This is a genomic window from Williamsia sp. DF01-3 (assembly GCF_023051145.1).
Taxonomy (GTDB): domain Bacteria; phylum Actinomycetota; class Actinomycetes; order Mycobacteriales; family Mycobacteriaceae; genus Williamsia.
In genome coordinates, this window is the sequence record NZ_JALKFS010000005.1 from 2975573 (window position 1) to 2991038 (window position 15466).

General features: G+C 65.9%; 15 protein-coding genes. 14 read left to right on the top strand and 1 reads right to left on the bottom strand.

Annotated features, from left to right (window positions below; all coding sequences use genetic code 11):
- The first annotated feature begins 58 nt into the window (after positions 1–58).
- The 9 genes from efp (at position 59) to pyrF (ending at position 9941) form a co-directional block, all read left to right on the top strand.
- Positions 59–622 carry an elongation factor P gene (gene efp / locus MVA47_RS16170; protein WP_030163170.1) on the top strand — a complete coding sequence of 188 codons (564 nt, stop codon included), beginning with the start codon at positions 59–61 and terminating at the stop codon, positions 620–622.
- Positions 619–1095: a transcription antitermination factor NusB gene (gene nusB, locus MVA47_RS16175; RefSeq protein WP_197037543.1), complete on the top strand. Its 477-nt coding sequence runs from the start codon at positions 619–621 to the stop codon at positions 1093–1095. The genes efp and nusB overlap by 4 nt, the downstream gene beginning before the upstream one ends.
- Positions 1096–1252: 157 nt before the next feature.
- Positions 1253–1831: a bifunctional pyr operon transcriptional regulator/uracil phosphoribosyltransferase PyrR gene (gene pyrR / locus MVA47_RS16180; protein WP_062798000.1), complete on the top strand. Its 579-nt coding sequence runs from the start codon at positions 1253–1255 to the stop codon at positions 1829–1831.
- On the top strand, positions 1831–2775 hold the full coding sequence (locus MVA47_RS16185) for an aspartate carbamoyltransferase catalytic subunit (protein ID WP_247208665.1): 945 nt from the start codon (positions 1831–1833) through the stop codon (positions 2773–2775). Before pyrR ends, MVA47_RS16185 begins: the two co-directional genes overlap by 1 nt.
- Positions 2772–4073: a dihydroorotase gene (locus MVA47_RS16190; protein WP_247208666.1), complete on the top strand. Its 1302-nt coding sequence runs from the start codon at positions 2772–2774 to the stop codon at positions 4071–4073. The genes MVA47_RS16185 and MVA47_RS16190 overlap by 4 nt, the downstream gene beginning before the upstream one ends.
- Positions 4070–4573: a transporter gene (locus MVA47_RS16195; protein ID WP_247208667.1), complete on the top strand. Its 504-nt coding sequence runs from the start codon at positions 4070–4072 to the stop codon at positions 4571–4573. Before MVA47_RS16190 ends, MVA47_RS16195 begins: the two co-directional genes overlap by 4 nt.
- Complete coding sequence (carA, locus tag MVA47_RS16200; RefSeq protein ID WP_247208668.1) at positions 4570–5745, top strand: glutamine-hydrolyzing carbamoyl-phosphate synthase small subunit; 1176 nt, start codon at positions 4570–4572, stop codon at positions 5743–5745. Before MVA47_RS16195 ends, carA begins: the two co-directional genes overlap by 4 nt.
- Positions 5745–9080 (top strand): carbamoyl-phosphate synthase large subunit, encoded by a 3336-nt coding sequence (gene carB / locus MVA47_RS16205; protein WP_247208669.1) that lies wholly within the window; start codon positions 5745–5747, stop codon positions 9078–9080. The genes carA and carB overlap by 1 nt, the downstream gene beginning before the upstream one ends.
- A complete protein-coding gene (pyrF, locus tag MVA47_RS16210) occupies positions 9081–9941 on the top strand; it encodes an orotidine-5'-phosphate decarboxylase (protein WP_247208670.1) in 861 nt (286 codons plus the stop codon).
- Here the strand turns inward: pyrF and MVA47_RS16215 are convergent.
- A complete protein-coding gene (locus MVA47_RS16215) occupies positions 9938–11131 on the bottom strand; it encodes an alpha/beta hydrolase (protein ID WP_374474221.1) in 1194 nt (397 codons plus the stop codon). The two genes, pyrF and MVA47_RS16215, sit on opposite strands and share 4 nt — an antisense overlap.
- Positions 11132–11628: 497 nt before the next feature.
- Here MVA47_RS16215 and mihF point away from each other — a divergent pair, with 497 nt between their 5' ends.
- The 5 genes from mihF (at position 11629) to metK (ending at position 15460) form a co-directional block, all read left to right on the top strand.
- Complete coding sequence (gene mihF / locus MVA47_RS16220; RefSeq protein WP_023959453.1) at positions 11629–11946, top strand: integration host factor, actinobacterial type; 318 nt, start codon at positions 11629–11631, stop codon at positions 11944–11946.
- Positions 11947–11956: 10 nt separating this feature from the next.
- The gene (gene gmk / locus MVA47_RS16225) at positions 11957–12547 is read left to right on the top strand and encodes a guanylate kinase (protein WP_116915404.1); all 591 of its coding nucleotides are present in this window, start codon (positions 11957–11959) and stop codon (positions 12545–12547) included.
- Positions 12540–12857 carry a DNA-directed RNA polymerase subunit omega gene (rpoZ, locus tag MVA47_RS16230; RefSeq protein WP_369792635.1) on the top strand — a complete coding sequence of 106 codons (318 nt, stop codon included), beginning with the start codon at positions 12540–12542 and terminating at the stop codon, positions 12855–12857. Before gmk ends, rpoZ begins: the two co-directional genes overlap by 8 nt.
- Positions 12858–12888: 31 nt before the next feature.
- Positions 12889–14166, top strand: a complete 1278-nt coding sequence (coaBC, locus tag MVA47_RS16235) for a bifunctional phosphopantothenoylcysteine decarboxylase/phosphopantothenate--cysteine ligase CoaBC (protein ID WP_247208671.1) — start codon at positions 12889–12891, stop codon at positions 14164–14166.
- An 85-nt stretch (positions 14167–14251) separates the two neighbouring features.
- On the top strand, positions 14252–15460 hold the full coding sequence (metK, locus tag MVA47_RS16240) for a methionine adenosyltransferase (protein WP_116915402.1): 1209 nt from the start codon (positions 14252–14254) through the stop codon (positions 15458–15460).
- Positions 15461–15466 lie beyond the last annotated feature (6 nt).

Here is a 15466-nt window from a genome sequence, read left to right on the forward strand (position 1 = left end):
GGCGCGAGCAGGACGTCGCGCAACAAGATGCCCGGGGCGGGTGAGAGGAAGAACAGACGTGGCCAACACTTCGGATTTCAAAAACGGCTTGGTGCTCAACATGGAGGGTCAGCTCTGGCAGATCCTCGAGTTCCAGCATGTCAAGCCCGGTAAGGGCCCTGCCTTCGTGCGGACCAAGATCAAGAACGTGCTCTCGGGGAAGACCGTCGACAAGACGTTCAACGCCGGGGTCAAGGTGGAGACGGCGACGGTCGACCGCCGCGACATGACGTACCTGTACAACGACGGCAGCGACTACGTGTTCATGGACGGGCAGACCTTCGAGCAGCTGAACGTCAGCCCGGAGACCGTGGGCGACGGAGCCAAGTTCATGCTCGAGAACATGACCGTGCAGGTGGCCACGCACGAAGGCGTGCCGCTGTACATCGAGCTCCCGGTCACCGTCGAACTCCTGGTGTCCCAGACCGATCCCGGCGTCCAGGGCGACCGTTCCACCGGTGGCACCAAGCCCGCGACCCTGGAGACCGGTGCCGAGATCCAGGTGCCGTTGTTCATCAACACAGGCGACAAGCTGAAGGTCGATTCGCGCGACGGCAGCTACCTCGGCCGCGTCAACTCGTGACATTGGTCAAGAAATCCGGCACCCGCCACAAGGCCCGCAAACGTGCGGTCGACCTGCTCTTCGAGGCCGAGGTCAAGAACGAGTCCCCGATCGAGCTGATCGCTCAGCGGCGTGAGATCGCGCTCGGCGACGACAGTGTGGGCAAGATCCACGACTACACCGCTCAGATCATCGAGGGTGTCGCGGGTGATGCCCGCCAGATCGACTCGGTGATCGAGTCGCATCTGCGTGAGTGGACGCTTCCGAGGCTTCCCGCCGTGGATCGCGCGATCCTGCGGCTCGCCACCTGGGAGTTGTTCAACACCACCGACGTCCCGACCGCCGTTGTCGTCGACGAAGCCGTCGAATTGGCCAAGGAACTATCGACCGACGATTCCCCCGGATTCGTCAACGGTGTGCTCGGCCGCATCGTGCTCCTCGCGCCGCAGGTACGTGCGTCGCTGGGGCAGCAGTCACCGTCCGAGGACGCGTGAGACCCCGGCCGGTGCCGTCGCGGTGCGGCGGTCCCGGCCTGATAACCTGATGCACGAACTGTTCCGGACGAAGGCATTGTGATGTCGGTGTCCACGGCAGTGACCGACATCCTTTAACGATCCGTCCAGAGAGGCGGAGAAGGAGGTCCCGATTACTGTGCCGACTCCCGAGGGCGACGGTACCGACACGGGTCGCGAGCTACTCGACGACGCCGATGTCGGACGGACCATAGCGCGCATAGCGCATCAGATCATCGAGAAGACCGCATTGGACGACGCCGATGCGCCTCGAGTGGTCATCATCGGAATTCCCACCCGCGGTATCTTTCTCGCCCGCCGGCTCGCTGAGAACATCGCCGAGTTCGCCGGCGTCCACGTGCCGGTCGGGTACCTCGACATCACGCTGTACCGCGACGATCTGCGTGCGAAACCGCACCGTGCCCTGGAACCGACCGCGGTTCCGGCCGGCGGCGTCGACGGTGCACTGGTTGTCCTCGTGGACGACGTCCTCTACTCGGGTCGTACGGTGCGCGCCGCGCTCGATGCCCTGCGCGATCTGGGCCGACCTGCCGCGGTGCAACTGGCCGTGCTCGTCGACCGCGGGCATCGGGAGCTGCCCCTGCGCGCGGACTACGTGGGCAAGAACATCCCGACCGCCCGTACCGAAGACGTGCAGGTGCATCTACGCGAACACGACGGTGTGGACCGCGTGATCCTGCGAACCGGGAACATCTGATGCGGCATCTGCTGTCGGTGTCCGACCTGACCCGCGAGTCGGCCACCGAACTCCTCGACGAGGCCGAACGGTTCGAGCAGGCCCTGGTGGGCCGCGAGATCAAGAAGCTACCGACGTTGCGCGGCCGGACCATCATGACCGTGTTCTACGAGAACTCCACCCGCACCCGCGTGTCCTTCGAGGTTGCGGGCAAGTGGATGAGCGCCGACGTGATCAACGTCAGCGCCTCGAGCTCCTCGGCGAACAAGGGGGAGTCGTTGCGCGACACGGCCAAGACCCTTCGCGCAGCCGGGGCGGACGCGTTGATCGTCCGACATCCCGCATCGGGTGCAGCTCATCAGATCGCGCAGTGGACCTGGGAAGAGGGCACCGGACCATCGGTGATCAACGCCGGTGACGGAACCCACGAACACCCGACCCAGGCATTGCTCGATGCGTTGACGCTGCGGCAGCGGCTCGGCTCGCTCGAGGGCCGCAGGATCGCGATCGTCGGCGACGTGCTGCACTCGCGGGTGGCCCGGTCCAACGCGCACCTCCTGGCCATGCTCGGGGCGCAGGTGGTTCTCGTCGCTCCGCCCACGCTGCTGCCCGTGGGTGTCGAGGCGTGGCCCGTCGAGGTGTCACACAGTCTCGATGCCGAACTCGCCGCCGTCGACGCGGTCATGCTGCTGCGCGTTCAGGCCGAGCGGATGAACGGTGGTTTCTTCCCGTCTGCGCGTGAGTACTCCATTCGATACGGGCTCAGCGACCGTCGGTCGGCGTTGCTCGCCGACCACGCCGTGGTGCTGCACCCGGGCCCGATGCTGCGTGGCATGGAGATCGGGTTCTCTGTGGCGGATTCACCCAAAGCAACTGTGCTGCAACAGGTCTCGAACGGAGTGCATATGCGGATGGCGGTGCTGTTCACGTTGCTGGTCGGAACCGAGAGCGACGGCGTGGCATGAGTGCGCAGCTCCTGATCCGCAATGTGCGGCCATACGGCGACGACGCCGTGGACATTCTGATCGACGGCGGCGAGATCGTCGAGATCGGCGCCTCGATCGACCCTGATGCGGCGGCCGATGTGCTCGACGGAGCGGGTGCTGTGCTGCTGCCCGGTTTCGTCGACATGCACACCCACCTTCGTGAACCCGGCCGGGAAGACACCGAGACCATCGAGACCGGTTCGGCGGCTGCGGCTTTGGGTGGCTACACCGCGGTGTTCGCTATGGCCAACACCGACCCGGTCGCCGACAGTGCCGTCATCACCGATTTCGTCTGGCGTCGCGGCCAGGAGGTGGGCCTCGTGGATGTCCATCCGGTGGGCGCCGTCACGGTCGGGCTCGGGGGCACCCAGCTCGCCGAGATGGGCGCGATGGCCGCCGGCGTCGGCGGGGTGCGGATGTTCAGCGACGACGGCAAGTGTGTCTTCGATCCACTGATCATGCGCCGTGCGCTCGAGTACGCGAAGGGTCTCGGCGTACTCATCGCCCAGCACGCCGAGGAACCGCGGCTCACCGAGGGGGCCATCGCGCACGAAGGTGCCGTCGCGGCCAGGCTCGGGCTCACCGGCTGGCCACGGGCGGCCGAGGAGTCGATCGTCGCGCGCGACGCGCTGCTCGCCCGCGACGCAGGCGCACGGGTGCACATCTGCCACGCATCGACCGAGGGTACGGTTGAACTGCTCAAATGGGCTCGTGGACAGGGCATTTCGATCACCGCTGAGGTCACACCCCATCATTTGCTCCTCGATGACAGCCGCCTGGAGACCTACGACCCCGTCAACAAGGTCAATCCGCCCCTTCGTGAGGGTCGCGACAAGGCGGCCCTGCGGCAGGCTCTCGCCGACGGGATTATCGACTGTGTGGCCACGGACCACGCGCCCCACGCCGCGCAGGAGAAGTGCTGCGAGTTCGCCAACGCGAGGCCGGGCATGCTCGGACTGCAGACCGCCTTCTCGATTGTCGTGCAGACGATGGTCGAACCCGGTCTTCTCGACTGGCGCGGGGTCGCCAAGGTGATGAGCGAACGGCCCGCGGAGATCACCGGGCTGTCCGACCACGGCCGCCCGATCGCGGTCGGCGAACCGGCGAACCTGGCCCTGGTCGATCCGGAGACGGAATGGACAGTGGAATCCGGTGCGCTGGCCAGCCTCTCGGAGAACTCGCCGTTCGACGGTCTCACCCTGCCCGGCGTTGTGGTCGCGACGGTGTTGCGCGGTGAGGTGACCAACCACGGCGGCAAGGTCCGGGCGCCCCGATGACCGGTGTTGTGGTGATCCTGATCGTCGTTCTCGCCTGGGGCGGCATTGTCGGCCTGATGCTGCTCGGCTGGCGAGGCCGTGGCCGCCGACAGGAGTTGCTCCTCGGTGCGTTCCCCGAGGTGCCAGCCACTCTCGGACCACGCCGGCTGGGCCCGCACACCGGGTTGTATGTCGGATCGACCATCGCGCCCAGCTGGCAGGACCGGGTGGCCGTCGGTGACTACGGGGACCGTGCCGTCGCGGAGATCAGCCGCTTCGACACCGGGATCCTCATCGACCGCACCGGTGCCAACCCGATCTGGATACCGGACGACCAGATCACCGCGATCCGCACCGAACGGGGCCTGGCAGGCAAGGTGATGACCGCGGACGGCGTCCTCGTCATCCGCTGGCTCCTCCCGTCGGGAACCGAGATCGATTCGGGCATTCGCGCCGACGACAAGACCATCTACCCAGAATGGGTCAAACCTCTCGAGCAGGACGGAAAGAAGAAGCAGTGACACAGCAACAACCGGCCACCACCGCGGTGCTGGTACTCGAGAACGGTGAACGTTACGTCGGGACGAGCTTCGGAGCGCTCGGCCAGACGCTCGGAGAAGCAGTTTTCTGCACGGCGATGACCGGATATCAGGAGACACTCACCGACCCCAGCTACCACCGGCAGATCGTGGTGGCCACCGCGCCGCAGATCGGCAACACCGGATGGAACACCGAGGACGGCGAAAGTCGTTACGGCGCGGACGATCCCAGTGCCACCCACGACGATACCGGCAAGATCTGGGTGAGTGGGTACGCCGTGCGCAACCCGAGCCGACGAGTGTCGAGTTGGCGCGCCACGGGCAGCTTGGAAGACGAGTTGATCAACCAGGGCATCGTCGGCATCGCCGGCATCGACACCCGTACTGTCGTGCGCACCCTGCGCGACCACGGGTCGATGCGGGCCGGGATCTTCTCCGGCGATGCGCTCGCCGGGTCCGACGAACTGCTCCGACGGGTGGTCGAGGCGCCTGAGATGTCCGGTGCCGATCTGGCCGGTGAGGTGTCGACCACCGACGGGTACGTCGTCGAACCCGAGGGCGAAACCCGGTTCACGGTGGCGGCGCTCGACCTGGGGATCAAGACCAACACCCCGCGCATGTTCGCCCAGCACGGTGTGCGGGTGCACGTACTGCCGGCGGGCACCTCGTACGACGCCATCGCCGACATCAAACCGGACGGCGTGTTCCTGTCCAACGGACCGGGGGACCCCGCGACCGCCGACCACCCGGTGGACTTCACCCGCAGCGTGCTCGGTGACGGGATCCCGCTGTTCGGCATCTGCTTCGGGAACCAGATCCTGGGCCGCGCACTCGGCCGGGGCACCTACAAGATGAAGTTCGGCCACCGCGGAATCAACATCCCGGTGGTCGACCATACGACCGGAGCCGTGTCGATCACCGCCCAGAATCACGGGTTCGCCCTGGAGGGTGAGGCCGGCGAAGAGTTCGACAGCGACTTCGGGCGCGCCCGGATCAGCCACACCTGCGCCAACGACGGCACGGTGGAAGGCATCGAACTCATCGACGGCCGAGCGTTTTCCGTCCAATATCACCCCGAGGCCGCGGCAGGACCCCACGACGCCGCGTACCTCTTCGAGAAGTTCGTCTCTCTGCTGCAAGGAGCGCGTGCCTGATGCCCCGCCGTACCGACCTCAAGCACGTCCTGGTCATCGGATCCGGACCGATCGTCATCGGTCAGGCCTCCGAGTTCGACTATTCGGGCACACAGGCCTGCCGGGTCCTCAAGGCCGAAGGCCTGCGGGTGAGCCTGGTCAATTCCAACCCCGCGACGATCATGACCGATCCGGAGTTCGCCGACGCGACCTACGTCGAGCCCATCACCGCCGCCTACGTGGAGAAGGTGATCGAGGCCGAGCGTGACGCCGGATATCCCATCGACGCCGTGCTCGCGACGCTGGGCGGGCAGACCGCGCTCAACACCGCAGTGGATCTGCATGACCAGGGCATCCTCGCCAAGTACGACATCGAGCTCATCGGCGCCGACTTCGAGGCCATCCAGCGCGGCGAGGACCGGCAGAAGTTCAAGGACATCGTTGCCAAGGTCGGCGGCGAAAGCGCCCGTTCCCGAGTGTGTTTCACCATGGAAGAGGTCCACGATACGGTGGCCGACCTCGGTTACCCGGTGGTGGTTCGCCCCTCGTTCACCATGGGTGGGCTCGGTTCGGGGATGGCTTATGACGCCGACGACCTCAACCGGATCGCCGGGGGTGGGCTGGCGGCGTCGCCGAGCGCCAACGTCCTGATCGAGGAGTCGATCTTGGGCTGGAAGGAATACGAGCTCGAGCTGATGCGTGACAACCGCGACAACGTCGTGGTGGTCTGCTCCATCGAGAACGTCGATCCCGTCGGCGTCCACACCGGTGACTCGGTCACGGTGGCGCCGGCGATGACGTTGACCGACCGTGAGTACCAGAAGATGCGCGACCTCTCCATCGAGATCATCCGTGAGGTCGGTGTCGCCACGGGCGGCTGCAACATCCAGTTCGCGATGGATCCCGCCGACGGCCGGATGGTGGTCATCGAGATGAATCCCCGGGTGTCGCGGTCGTCGGCGCTCGCGTCGAAGGCGACCGGGTTCCCGATCGCCAAGATCGCGGCCAAGCTCGCGGTCGGCTACAGCCTCGACGAGATCCTCAACGACATCACCAAGAAGACCCCGGCGTGCTTCGAACCCACCCTCGACTACGTCGTGGTGAAGGCGCCGCGGTTCGCGTTCGAGAAGTTCCCCGGCGCCGACGACACCCTCACCACCACGATGAAGTCGGTGGGTGAGGCCATGTCGCTGGGCCGATCGTTCGCCGAGGCACTCGGAAAGGTGATGCGTTCGCTGGAGACCAAGGCCGCCGGGTTCTGGACCGAACCCGAGACCGACGAACCGGCTCCGTTGCTCCCCGAACTGCTCGAACGGCTCCGCACGCCCAAGGACGGTCGGTTGTACGGCCTGATGCAGGCATTCGGCATGGGCGCGACCGTGGAGCAGTTGTTCGAGTCGACCGCCATCGATCCGTGGTTCCTCGCCGAGATCGAAGCCGTCCACCAACTCGGTCAACGGGTCCGCGAGGCGGACACCCTGGACGAGAACCTGCTCCGCGAGGCCAAGAGCAACGGGCTGTCCGACCGGCAGATCGCCGCGCTGCGCGACGACGTGGACGACGAGACCGCGATCCGCGACCTACGGCACTCGCTGGGCGTGCGTCCGGTCTACAAGACGGTCGACACCTGTGCCGCCGAGTTCGAGGCGGTCACGCCGTACCATTATTCGACCTATGAGCTCGATCCCGCCGCACAGAGTGAAGTCGCGCCACAACGCGAGCGGCCGAAGGTGCTGATCCTCGGGTCCGGCCCCAACCGGATCGGTCAAGGCATCGAGTTCGACTACTCGTGTGTGCACGCCGCCATGACGCTGTCGGAGGCGGGTTACGAGACGGTCATGGTCAACTGCAACCCAGAGACCGTGTCCACCGACTACGACACCGCCGACCGGTTGTACTTCGAGCCATTGACCTTCGAAGACGTGCTGGAGGTGTTCCACTCCGAGTCGGAGTCGGGCACCGTCAAGGGCGTCATCGTGCAGCTCGGCGGGCAGACCCCGCTGGGTCTGGCCCATCGGCTCGAAGCTGCGGGTGTTCCGATCGTGGGCACCAGCCCGGCGGCGATCGATCTCGCCGAGGATCGCGGTGAGTTCGGCAACGTGCTCAGCGAGGCGGGTCTGCCCGCTGCGAAGTACGGCATGGCGACCACGTTCGATCAGGCCAAGGCCATCGCCGGTGACATCGGGTACCCGGTGCTGGTGAGGCCCTCGTATGTGCTCGGCGGGCGGGGTATGGAGATCGTGTACGACGAGGATTCCCTCGCCAGTTACATCTCCCGGGCCACCGAGATCACGCCCGAGCACCCCGTTCTCGTCGACCGGTTCCTGGAGGACGCGATCGAGATCGACGTCGACGCGCTCTACGACGGCACCGACTGCTACATCGGCGGGGTCATGGAACACATCGAAGAGGCAGGCATCCACTCGGGTGACTCCGCATGTGCGTTGCCGCCCATCACACTCGGCCGCTCGGACCTGGAGAACGTCCGCAAGTCCACCGAGGCGCTGGCCAAGGGCATCGGTGTCCGTGGTCTGCTCAACGTCCAGTACGCGCTCAAGGACGACATCCTGTACGTCCTCGAGGCCAATCCGCGGGCCAGCCGAACGGTCCCGTTCGTGTCCAAGGCCACCGCGGTCCAGTTGGCCAAGGCCTGTGCGCGGGTGATGCTGGGCGCCACCATCGCCGAGCTCCGTGCCAACGGCATGTTGCCTGCCGAAGGGGACGGCTCCGAACTGCCCGACACCTCGCCGGTGTCGGTGAAGGAAGCCGTTCTGCCCTTCAACCGGTTCCGCCGAGCCGACGGCACCGGTGTCGACTCTCTGCTCAGCCCGGAGATGAAGTCGACCGGTGAGGTGATGGGTATCGACGCGGACTTCGGCCGTGCCTTCGCCAAATCGCAGACGGCCGCCTACGGTTCACTGCCCGTGTCAGGCAAGGTGTTCGTGTCCGTCGCCAACAAGGACAAGCGCGCTCTGGTGTTCCCGGTCAAGCGGCTCGCTGATCTGGGGTTCGACATCCTGGCCACCGAGGGCACCGCGCATGTGTTGCGGCGCAACGGAATCAAGTGCACCCAGGTGTACAAGCACTCTGACAGCGATCTGCCCGAGGGCGAGGTCAGCGTGGTCGAGCGGATCCGGGCGGGGGAGATCGGTATGGTGATCAACACCCCCTACGGCAACTCCGGCCCGCGTATCGACGGTTATGAGATCCGCAGTGCCGCTGTGTCGGTGAACATCCCGTGTATCACCACGGTGCAGGGCGCGAGCGCGGCGATCCAGGGCATCGAAGCCGCGTTGGGCGGGGCCATGGGTGTGCAGTCGCTGCAGAAGCGGCACCGGACGATGCTGGGCGCGTAGGTGGACGCGAGATCGGGTGCGGTCGGCGACACATCGTTTGCCGACCGCTACCGGGCGGCGGTCACCGACCGCGGCCGGTTGTGCGCGGGTATCGATCCCCACCCGGAACTGCTCGAGGCGTGGGGCCTGTCGGTCGACGCTGCGGGCGTCCGTGCGTTCGGTGACATCTGTGTCGAGGCCTTTGCCGGGTCCGTCGCGGTGATCAAGCCCCAGGTGGCGTTTTTCGAGACGTTCGGTTCGGCAGGTTTCGCGGCTCTGGAGTCCGTGATCAGCGGTTGTCAGGCCGGTGGCGCGCTGGTCATCGCCGACGGGAAACGCGGCGACATCGGATCGACGATGGCCGCGTACGCACGGGCTTGGCTCGAGCCGGCATCACCGCTGTGCGCCGATGCCCTGACCGTCTCGCCTTACCTCGGCTTCGGATCGCTGAGCCCCGCCATCGAACTCGCGCGCTCGGAGGGAAGGGCCGTGTTCGCGCTGGCCCGCACCTCCAACCCTGAGGGGGAGTCGCTCCAGCTGGCCCGGGGCGACGGTGGCCTGACGGTGGCCCAGAGCATCGTCGATGCGGCTGCGGCAGAGAACTCCGATGGTCGCGCGACCGTCGGACTGGTGGTCGGTGCGACCCGGCACCACGGCCTGCAGCTGGGGGAGCTCGGGGCGCCGATCCTGGCCCCGGGCCTTGGTGCCCAAGGAGCTGCGGCGAGCGATCTACCCGGTGTGTTCGCCGACGCCGATCAGCGGTGGGTGCTGCCGGCCAGCTCTCGATCGGTGCTGCGCCACGGTCCCGACGTGACCGCACTGCGCGATGCCGCGCGCCGCACCCGGGACGAGATCGAGGCGGCGTTCGGGGACCAGGCTTAGCCCGAGACCTCTTGCTCCACCGCCTCGGCCTGGTCGTCGCGGTGGGGCCTGGCGTCGTCGGCCGGTGCAGAGTCCACCGACAACGACTCCAGAAAGTCGTCGATGCGCGGCCACGTGCCGGACACTGCTTCGGGTCCGGCGATCAGTCCCAGATGACTCGTCTCGACGGTGTCGAAGTGCACCTGTGATGATTCCTCCAGCAGGTCGACACCGTGCCGGGCAGCTGCCCACGGCACGATGGCGTCGCGGTGGCTCCCGAACAGCTGGACCGGGATCTTGATGCTCGTCAGATCGATGCGGCGCCCTCCGAGATCGAGCACACCCGTCGCCAGTTCACCCCGATAGATGAAGCACTCCCACATCTGTTCGGCCAGACGGCCCGGGTAGCCGGGGAACTCGCGCTGGAAGCGATTGACGATCTCCATCCGTGCGAGTTTCTCGGTGTTACCGAGATTGGACAGGATGAAGGCCGGCTTCTTCAGCTCGCGTTGCCATGCCGTGCCGCGGTAGCCGATCTGCACCAGAGGCGCGGGTATGCCTCCGAGCAGCCGGAGGATGCCGGTGACCGCCAGACCCTTGGTCGGCCGGGTCAACTGCCGTACGAGGGGATAGGGGGGCACCAGCGCGTAGTCCAGGGGAGTGCCCACGGCTGTGACCGATCGGACGGGCAGGGCGGGATCGGCAGCAACGGTGAGCAGGCTGATCGTTCCGCCGAGACTCCACGCGACCAGGTCCACCAGACCGGGGCCGTCGGTGCGGCTCGAGACGTCCTGATCCGCGGCGTAGAAATCGCTCTGCGCGCGGGTGACCGCCTGCGGGACGATGTCGTCGAAGAAGTCCTCGAAACCGAGGTGCCGGTCGCTTCTCCGGATCTCGCCGATGTCGAGCACGTACGGGATGCGTCCGGTCTGGAGCAGATGCTTGACCAACGAGTGATCTGGGTCGAGGTCGTAGCAGCTGGCGGGCGCGGCAATGGGTGGAACGAGTACCACCGGCGGGTGCCCGGCGCGGCGAGCGGCACGGAGCTGCTCGGCGTTCCCGAACCGGCGCAGACGACGGTGCGGTTCGTCGTGCAGCAGGACGTTCTCGGTCGACACCTCATCGCGGATGCCGTCACCGAGGGTCAGTGCGTAGAGGTTCCGGAGCCGATCGGGCAGCAGACTCTCTCGCGGAGTCTGTTGGTTGGTCACGATGATGAAACCCCGTCCCGGCTGAGAATTGTCAGTGTGTGCGATCCACATCTAACACGAGGCGCTGAACGCGGTTCACGAGGCCATCGATGCGGCCGGGTGGGCATTCGCACAGGTCACACGGCCCTCCGACACGCGCGCACCGACAAAAAACTTCGAAAAATCCCTGTGCGGAACACCCGTCACAGCTGCACCACGGATGTGACCTACGTCATGCAGTGTCGCATTTTCGTTGATTGTCTCGAATACCGTTGTCGGGCAACAACATTCGCCCTATCAATCAGATACTAGACAGATTTAACTGCCACTGATGCGCGGCGGCGGGGAAGCTCGTTCGAAAGGCTTACAACACCCGTTTTAGTGGGGGAATGCCGGGGTGGGGGTCGCAAAAGGCGACGTGCGTGGGTACGGTCGCTTTCGCTGCCTCCCCACAGAGGCGGACGCCCTGACGCCACCGGCGCGGGGCAGAGAATCACACAGACGAAATCGGAGGAACCGTGGCCCTTCCCCAGTTGACCGATGAGCAGCGCGCCGCTGCATTGGAGAAGGCAGCTGCCGCTCGCCGGGCCCGTGCCGAGCTCAAGGAGCGCCTGAAGCGAGGCGGCACCGATCTCCAGCAGGTTCTCAAGGATGCCGAGAACGACGAGATCCTGGGCAAGATGAAGGTGTCGGCACTGCTCGAGGCGTTGCCCAAGGTGGGCAAGGTCAAGGCGCAGGAAATCATGACCGAGCTCGAGATCGCTCCTACCCGCCGTCTGCGCGGGCTGGGTGATCGCCAGAAGAAGGCGCTGTTGGCCAAGTTCGACTTTGCCTGAGTGCTGCTCAGTGAGCCCAGAACAACGACAGAGGGGCCGGCTTCTCGTTTTGGCCGGCCCTTCTGCTGTCGGAAAGTCCAGCGTGGTCCGGCGGCTGCGCGAACTGCTGCCCGACCTGATGTTCAGCGTCTCCGCAACCACCCGCGCCCCGCGCGCCGGTGAGGTGGATGGACGCGACTATTTCTTTGTCACCCCGGGTGAGTTCGACCGGTTGATCGCCGACGGCGAACTGCTGGAGTGGGCCGAGATCCACGGGGGACTGCAACGTTCGGGCACACCCTCGCGGCCGGTGTTCGAGGCGATGGAGCAGGGTAGGCCCACGCTTGTCGAGGTCGATCTGGCCGGAGCCCGCAACATCAGGGCAGCGGTACCAGAGGCTGTGACAGTTTTCTTGGCGCCGCCGAGTTGGGAAGAACTGGTGTCCCGGCTACGCGGCCGGGGGACCGAATCCGACGAGGTGATCGAGCGGCGACTGCAGACCGCGAGGGCCGAATTGGACAGTGCCGACGAGTTCGACCACGTCGTGGTGAACGACGAAGTCGACTCGGTGGCCAAGCACTTGGTATCCTTGCTGGTTGAATCCCATTTGAATAATTCGTAGGAGCAATGTGAGCAGCTTGACCACCCCAGACGAGTTCATCGGCGAGGTCGACGCAACCGCGTACGACACACCCCTGGGCATCACGAACCCGCCGATCGACGAGCTGCTGGAACGCGCTTCTTCGAAGTATGCGCTGGTCATCTACGCCGCCAAGCGTGCGCGTCAGATCAACGACTACTACAACCAGCTCGGTGACGGCATCCTCGAGTACGTCGGCCCCCTCGTCGAGCCGGGCCTCCAGGAGAAGCCTCTCTCCATCGCCATGCGCGAGATCCACGCGGACCTTCTCGAGCACACCGAAGGCGAGTAGCTTCCCCAACCCGGTCCGGAGGCGAGAGTTCGTGGGCGAGAACGTCGGTACGACGCGTAAGAACATCGTCATCGGGGTCGGTGGCGGCATAGCCGCGTACAAGGTCGGCTCGGTGGTGCGTCATTTCACCGAGGCCGGACATCACGTGCGTGTCATCCCCACCGAATCGGCGTTGAAGTTCGTCGGTGCGGCAACATTCGAGGCGCTCAGCGGTAACCCCGTCAGCACCGAGGTGTTCGCTGATGTGCCGCGCGTGCCTCACGTCCGTCTCGGTCAGGAAGCGGACCTGGTGTTGGTCGCGCCGGCGACCGCCGATCTGATGGCTCGCGCTGCGAGTGGACGCGCCGACGATCTGTTGACGTCGACGTTGTTGACCGCGCGGTGCCCGGTCCTGTTCGTCCCGGCGATGCACACGGAGATGTGGGAGCACCCGGCCACGCAAGCGAATGTGAGCACCCTCCGGGAGCACGGCGCCACCGTGATGACTCCCGCATCGGGCCGTTTGACCGGTGTCGACACCGGGGCCGGACGTCTGCCCGATCCGCAGGAGATATCGCTGCTGGGTGAGCTGCTGCTCGATCGTCCCGACGCCCTCCCGTACGACCTCGCCGGGGTCAAGTTCCTGATCAGTGCCGGCGGCACGCGCGAACCCCTCGATCCCGTCCGCTACCTCGGTAATCGCAGCTCCGGGAAGCAGGGGTACGCCCTCGCCCGTGCCGCTGCCCAGCGAGGGGCTCAGGTGACCATGGTCGCCGGTGCCACCTCGAACCTGCCTGATCCCGCGGGAGTGGAGATCATCCGCATCGCCACCGCAGCGCAGCTGGCCGATGAGATAGGAAAGCGAGCTCCCGAGACCGACGTGGTGATCATGGCCGCGGCCGTCGCCGATTTCCGGCCCGTTCAGGTCTCCGACGCCAAGATCAAGAAGTCAGACAGCGGACCGGCGCCCATCGAATTGACCACCAATCCGGACATTCTCGCCGGTCTGGTCGCCGCTCGCCGCAGTGGCTCGGTCCCACGGTCGACGGCCATCGTCGGCTTTGCTGCCGAAACCGGCGACCTCCAGCACGGGGTTCTCGACCACGGCCGGGCAAAACTGGCCCGCAAAGGATGCGACCTCTTGGTCGTCAACGCGGTGGGCGAGGGCAAGGCATTCGGCATGGACCACAACACCGGTTGGATCCTGGCCGCAGGGGGCGAAGAAACTGCCCTGCCACTCGGGTCCAAAACACTCATGGCGACCCGAATACTTGACGCGATCAACGCTGTACGCACAGATGGTGTTGGCGCAGAAGGTCGATGTCCGTAGCTCGACCCACGTGTGTAATTTGAGGTCCGCGGGTAGTCGCGCACCGTACCGAACTCTTCAGGACCACCGCCTCCGAGAGGAAAACATGACCGATACCCGTTTGTTCACCAGCGAGTCCGTCACCGAGGGCCATCCCGACAAGATCTGTGACGCGATCAGCGACTCGATCCTCGACGCCCTGCTGACCGAGGATCCGCGTGCCCGGGTTGCGGTGGAGACCCTGGTCACCACCGGTCAGGTTCATGTGGCGGGTGAGGTGAACACGACGGCGTACGCCGACATCCCCAAGATCGTGCGCGAGAAGGTCCTGGAGATCGGCTACGACTCGTCGGCCAAGGGATTCGACGGCAACTCCTGCGGTGTCAACGTCGCCATCGGCGCGCAGTCCCCGGAGATCGCCCAGGGTGTCGACAACGCGTACGAGTCGCGCGTGGAAGGCATCACCGAGGACGAGATCGCTCGCCAGGGCGCCGGCGACCAGGGCCTGATGTTCGGATACGCGACCAACGAGACCCCCGAGTACATGCCGGTTCCGATCGCACTTGCTCACCGTCTCGCCCGACGCCTCACCGAGGTACGTAAAGAAGGTGTGCTGCCGTACCTGCGGCCGGACGGTAAGACCCAGGTCACCATCGAGTACAACGGTGACAAGCCGGTTCGCCTCGACACCGTGGTGGTCTCCACCCAGCACGCCGCCGACATCGACCTCGAGAACCTCCTCACCCCCGACATCCGCAGCAAGGTGTTGGATTCGGTGTTCGCCGATCTCGATCTGCCGTTCCTCAACACCGATGATGTCCGTCTGCTGGTCAACCCGACCGGCAAGTTCGTCCTCGGCGGGCCCATGGGCGACGCCGGACTCACCGGGCGCAAGATCATCGTCGACACCTACGGCGGCATGGCCCGTCACGGTGGCGGCGCCTTCTCGGGCAAGGACCCGTCGAAGGTCGACCGCAGTGCTGCATACGCCATGCGCTGGGTCGCCAAGAACGCAATCGCGGCAGGTCTGGCCGGTCGTATCGAGGTGCAGGTCGCCTACGCCATCGGCAAGGCTGCCCCCGTGGGCCTGTTCGTCGAGACCTTCGGCACAGAGACCGTCGACCCTGCCAAGATCCAGTCGGCCATCTCCGAGGTGTTCGACCTGCGTCCGGGCGCGATCATCCGCGACCTCGACCTGCTTCGGCCGATCTACGCCCCGACCGCCGCCTACGGACATTTCGGTCGCACCGACATCGATCTGCCGTGGGAGCACACCGACCGGGCCGACAAGCTGAAGGCTGCTGCCGGCGCGTGAAACCAG

Excerpts from the sequence above, each read along its gene's own strand:
- MVA47_RS16185 (WP_247208665.1), top strand. The coding sequence starts at position 1,831 with ATGCGGCATCTGCTGTCGGTGTCCGACCTGACCCGCGAGTCGGCCACC.
- MVA47_RS16190 (WP_247208666.1), top strand. The coding sequence starts at position 2,772 with ATGAGTGCGCAGCTCCTGATCCGCAATGTGCGGCCATACGGCGACGAC.
- MVA47_RS16195 (WP_247208667.1), top strand. The coding sequence starts at position 4,070 with ATGACCGGTGTTGTGGTGATCCTGATCGTCGTTCTCGCCTGGGGCGGC.
- carB (WP_247208669.1), top strand. The coding sequence starts at position 5,745 with ATGCCCCGCCGTACCGACCTCAAGCACGTCCTGGTCATCGGATCCGGA.
- metK (WP_116915402.1), top strand. The coding sequence starts at position 14,252 with ATGACCGATACCCGTTTGTTCACCAGCGAGTCCGTCACCGAGGGCCAT.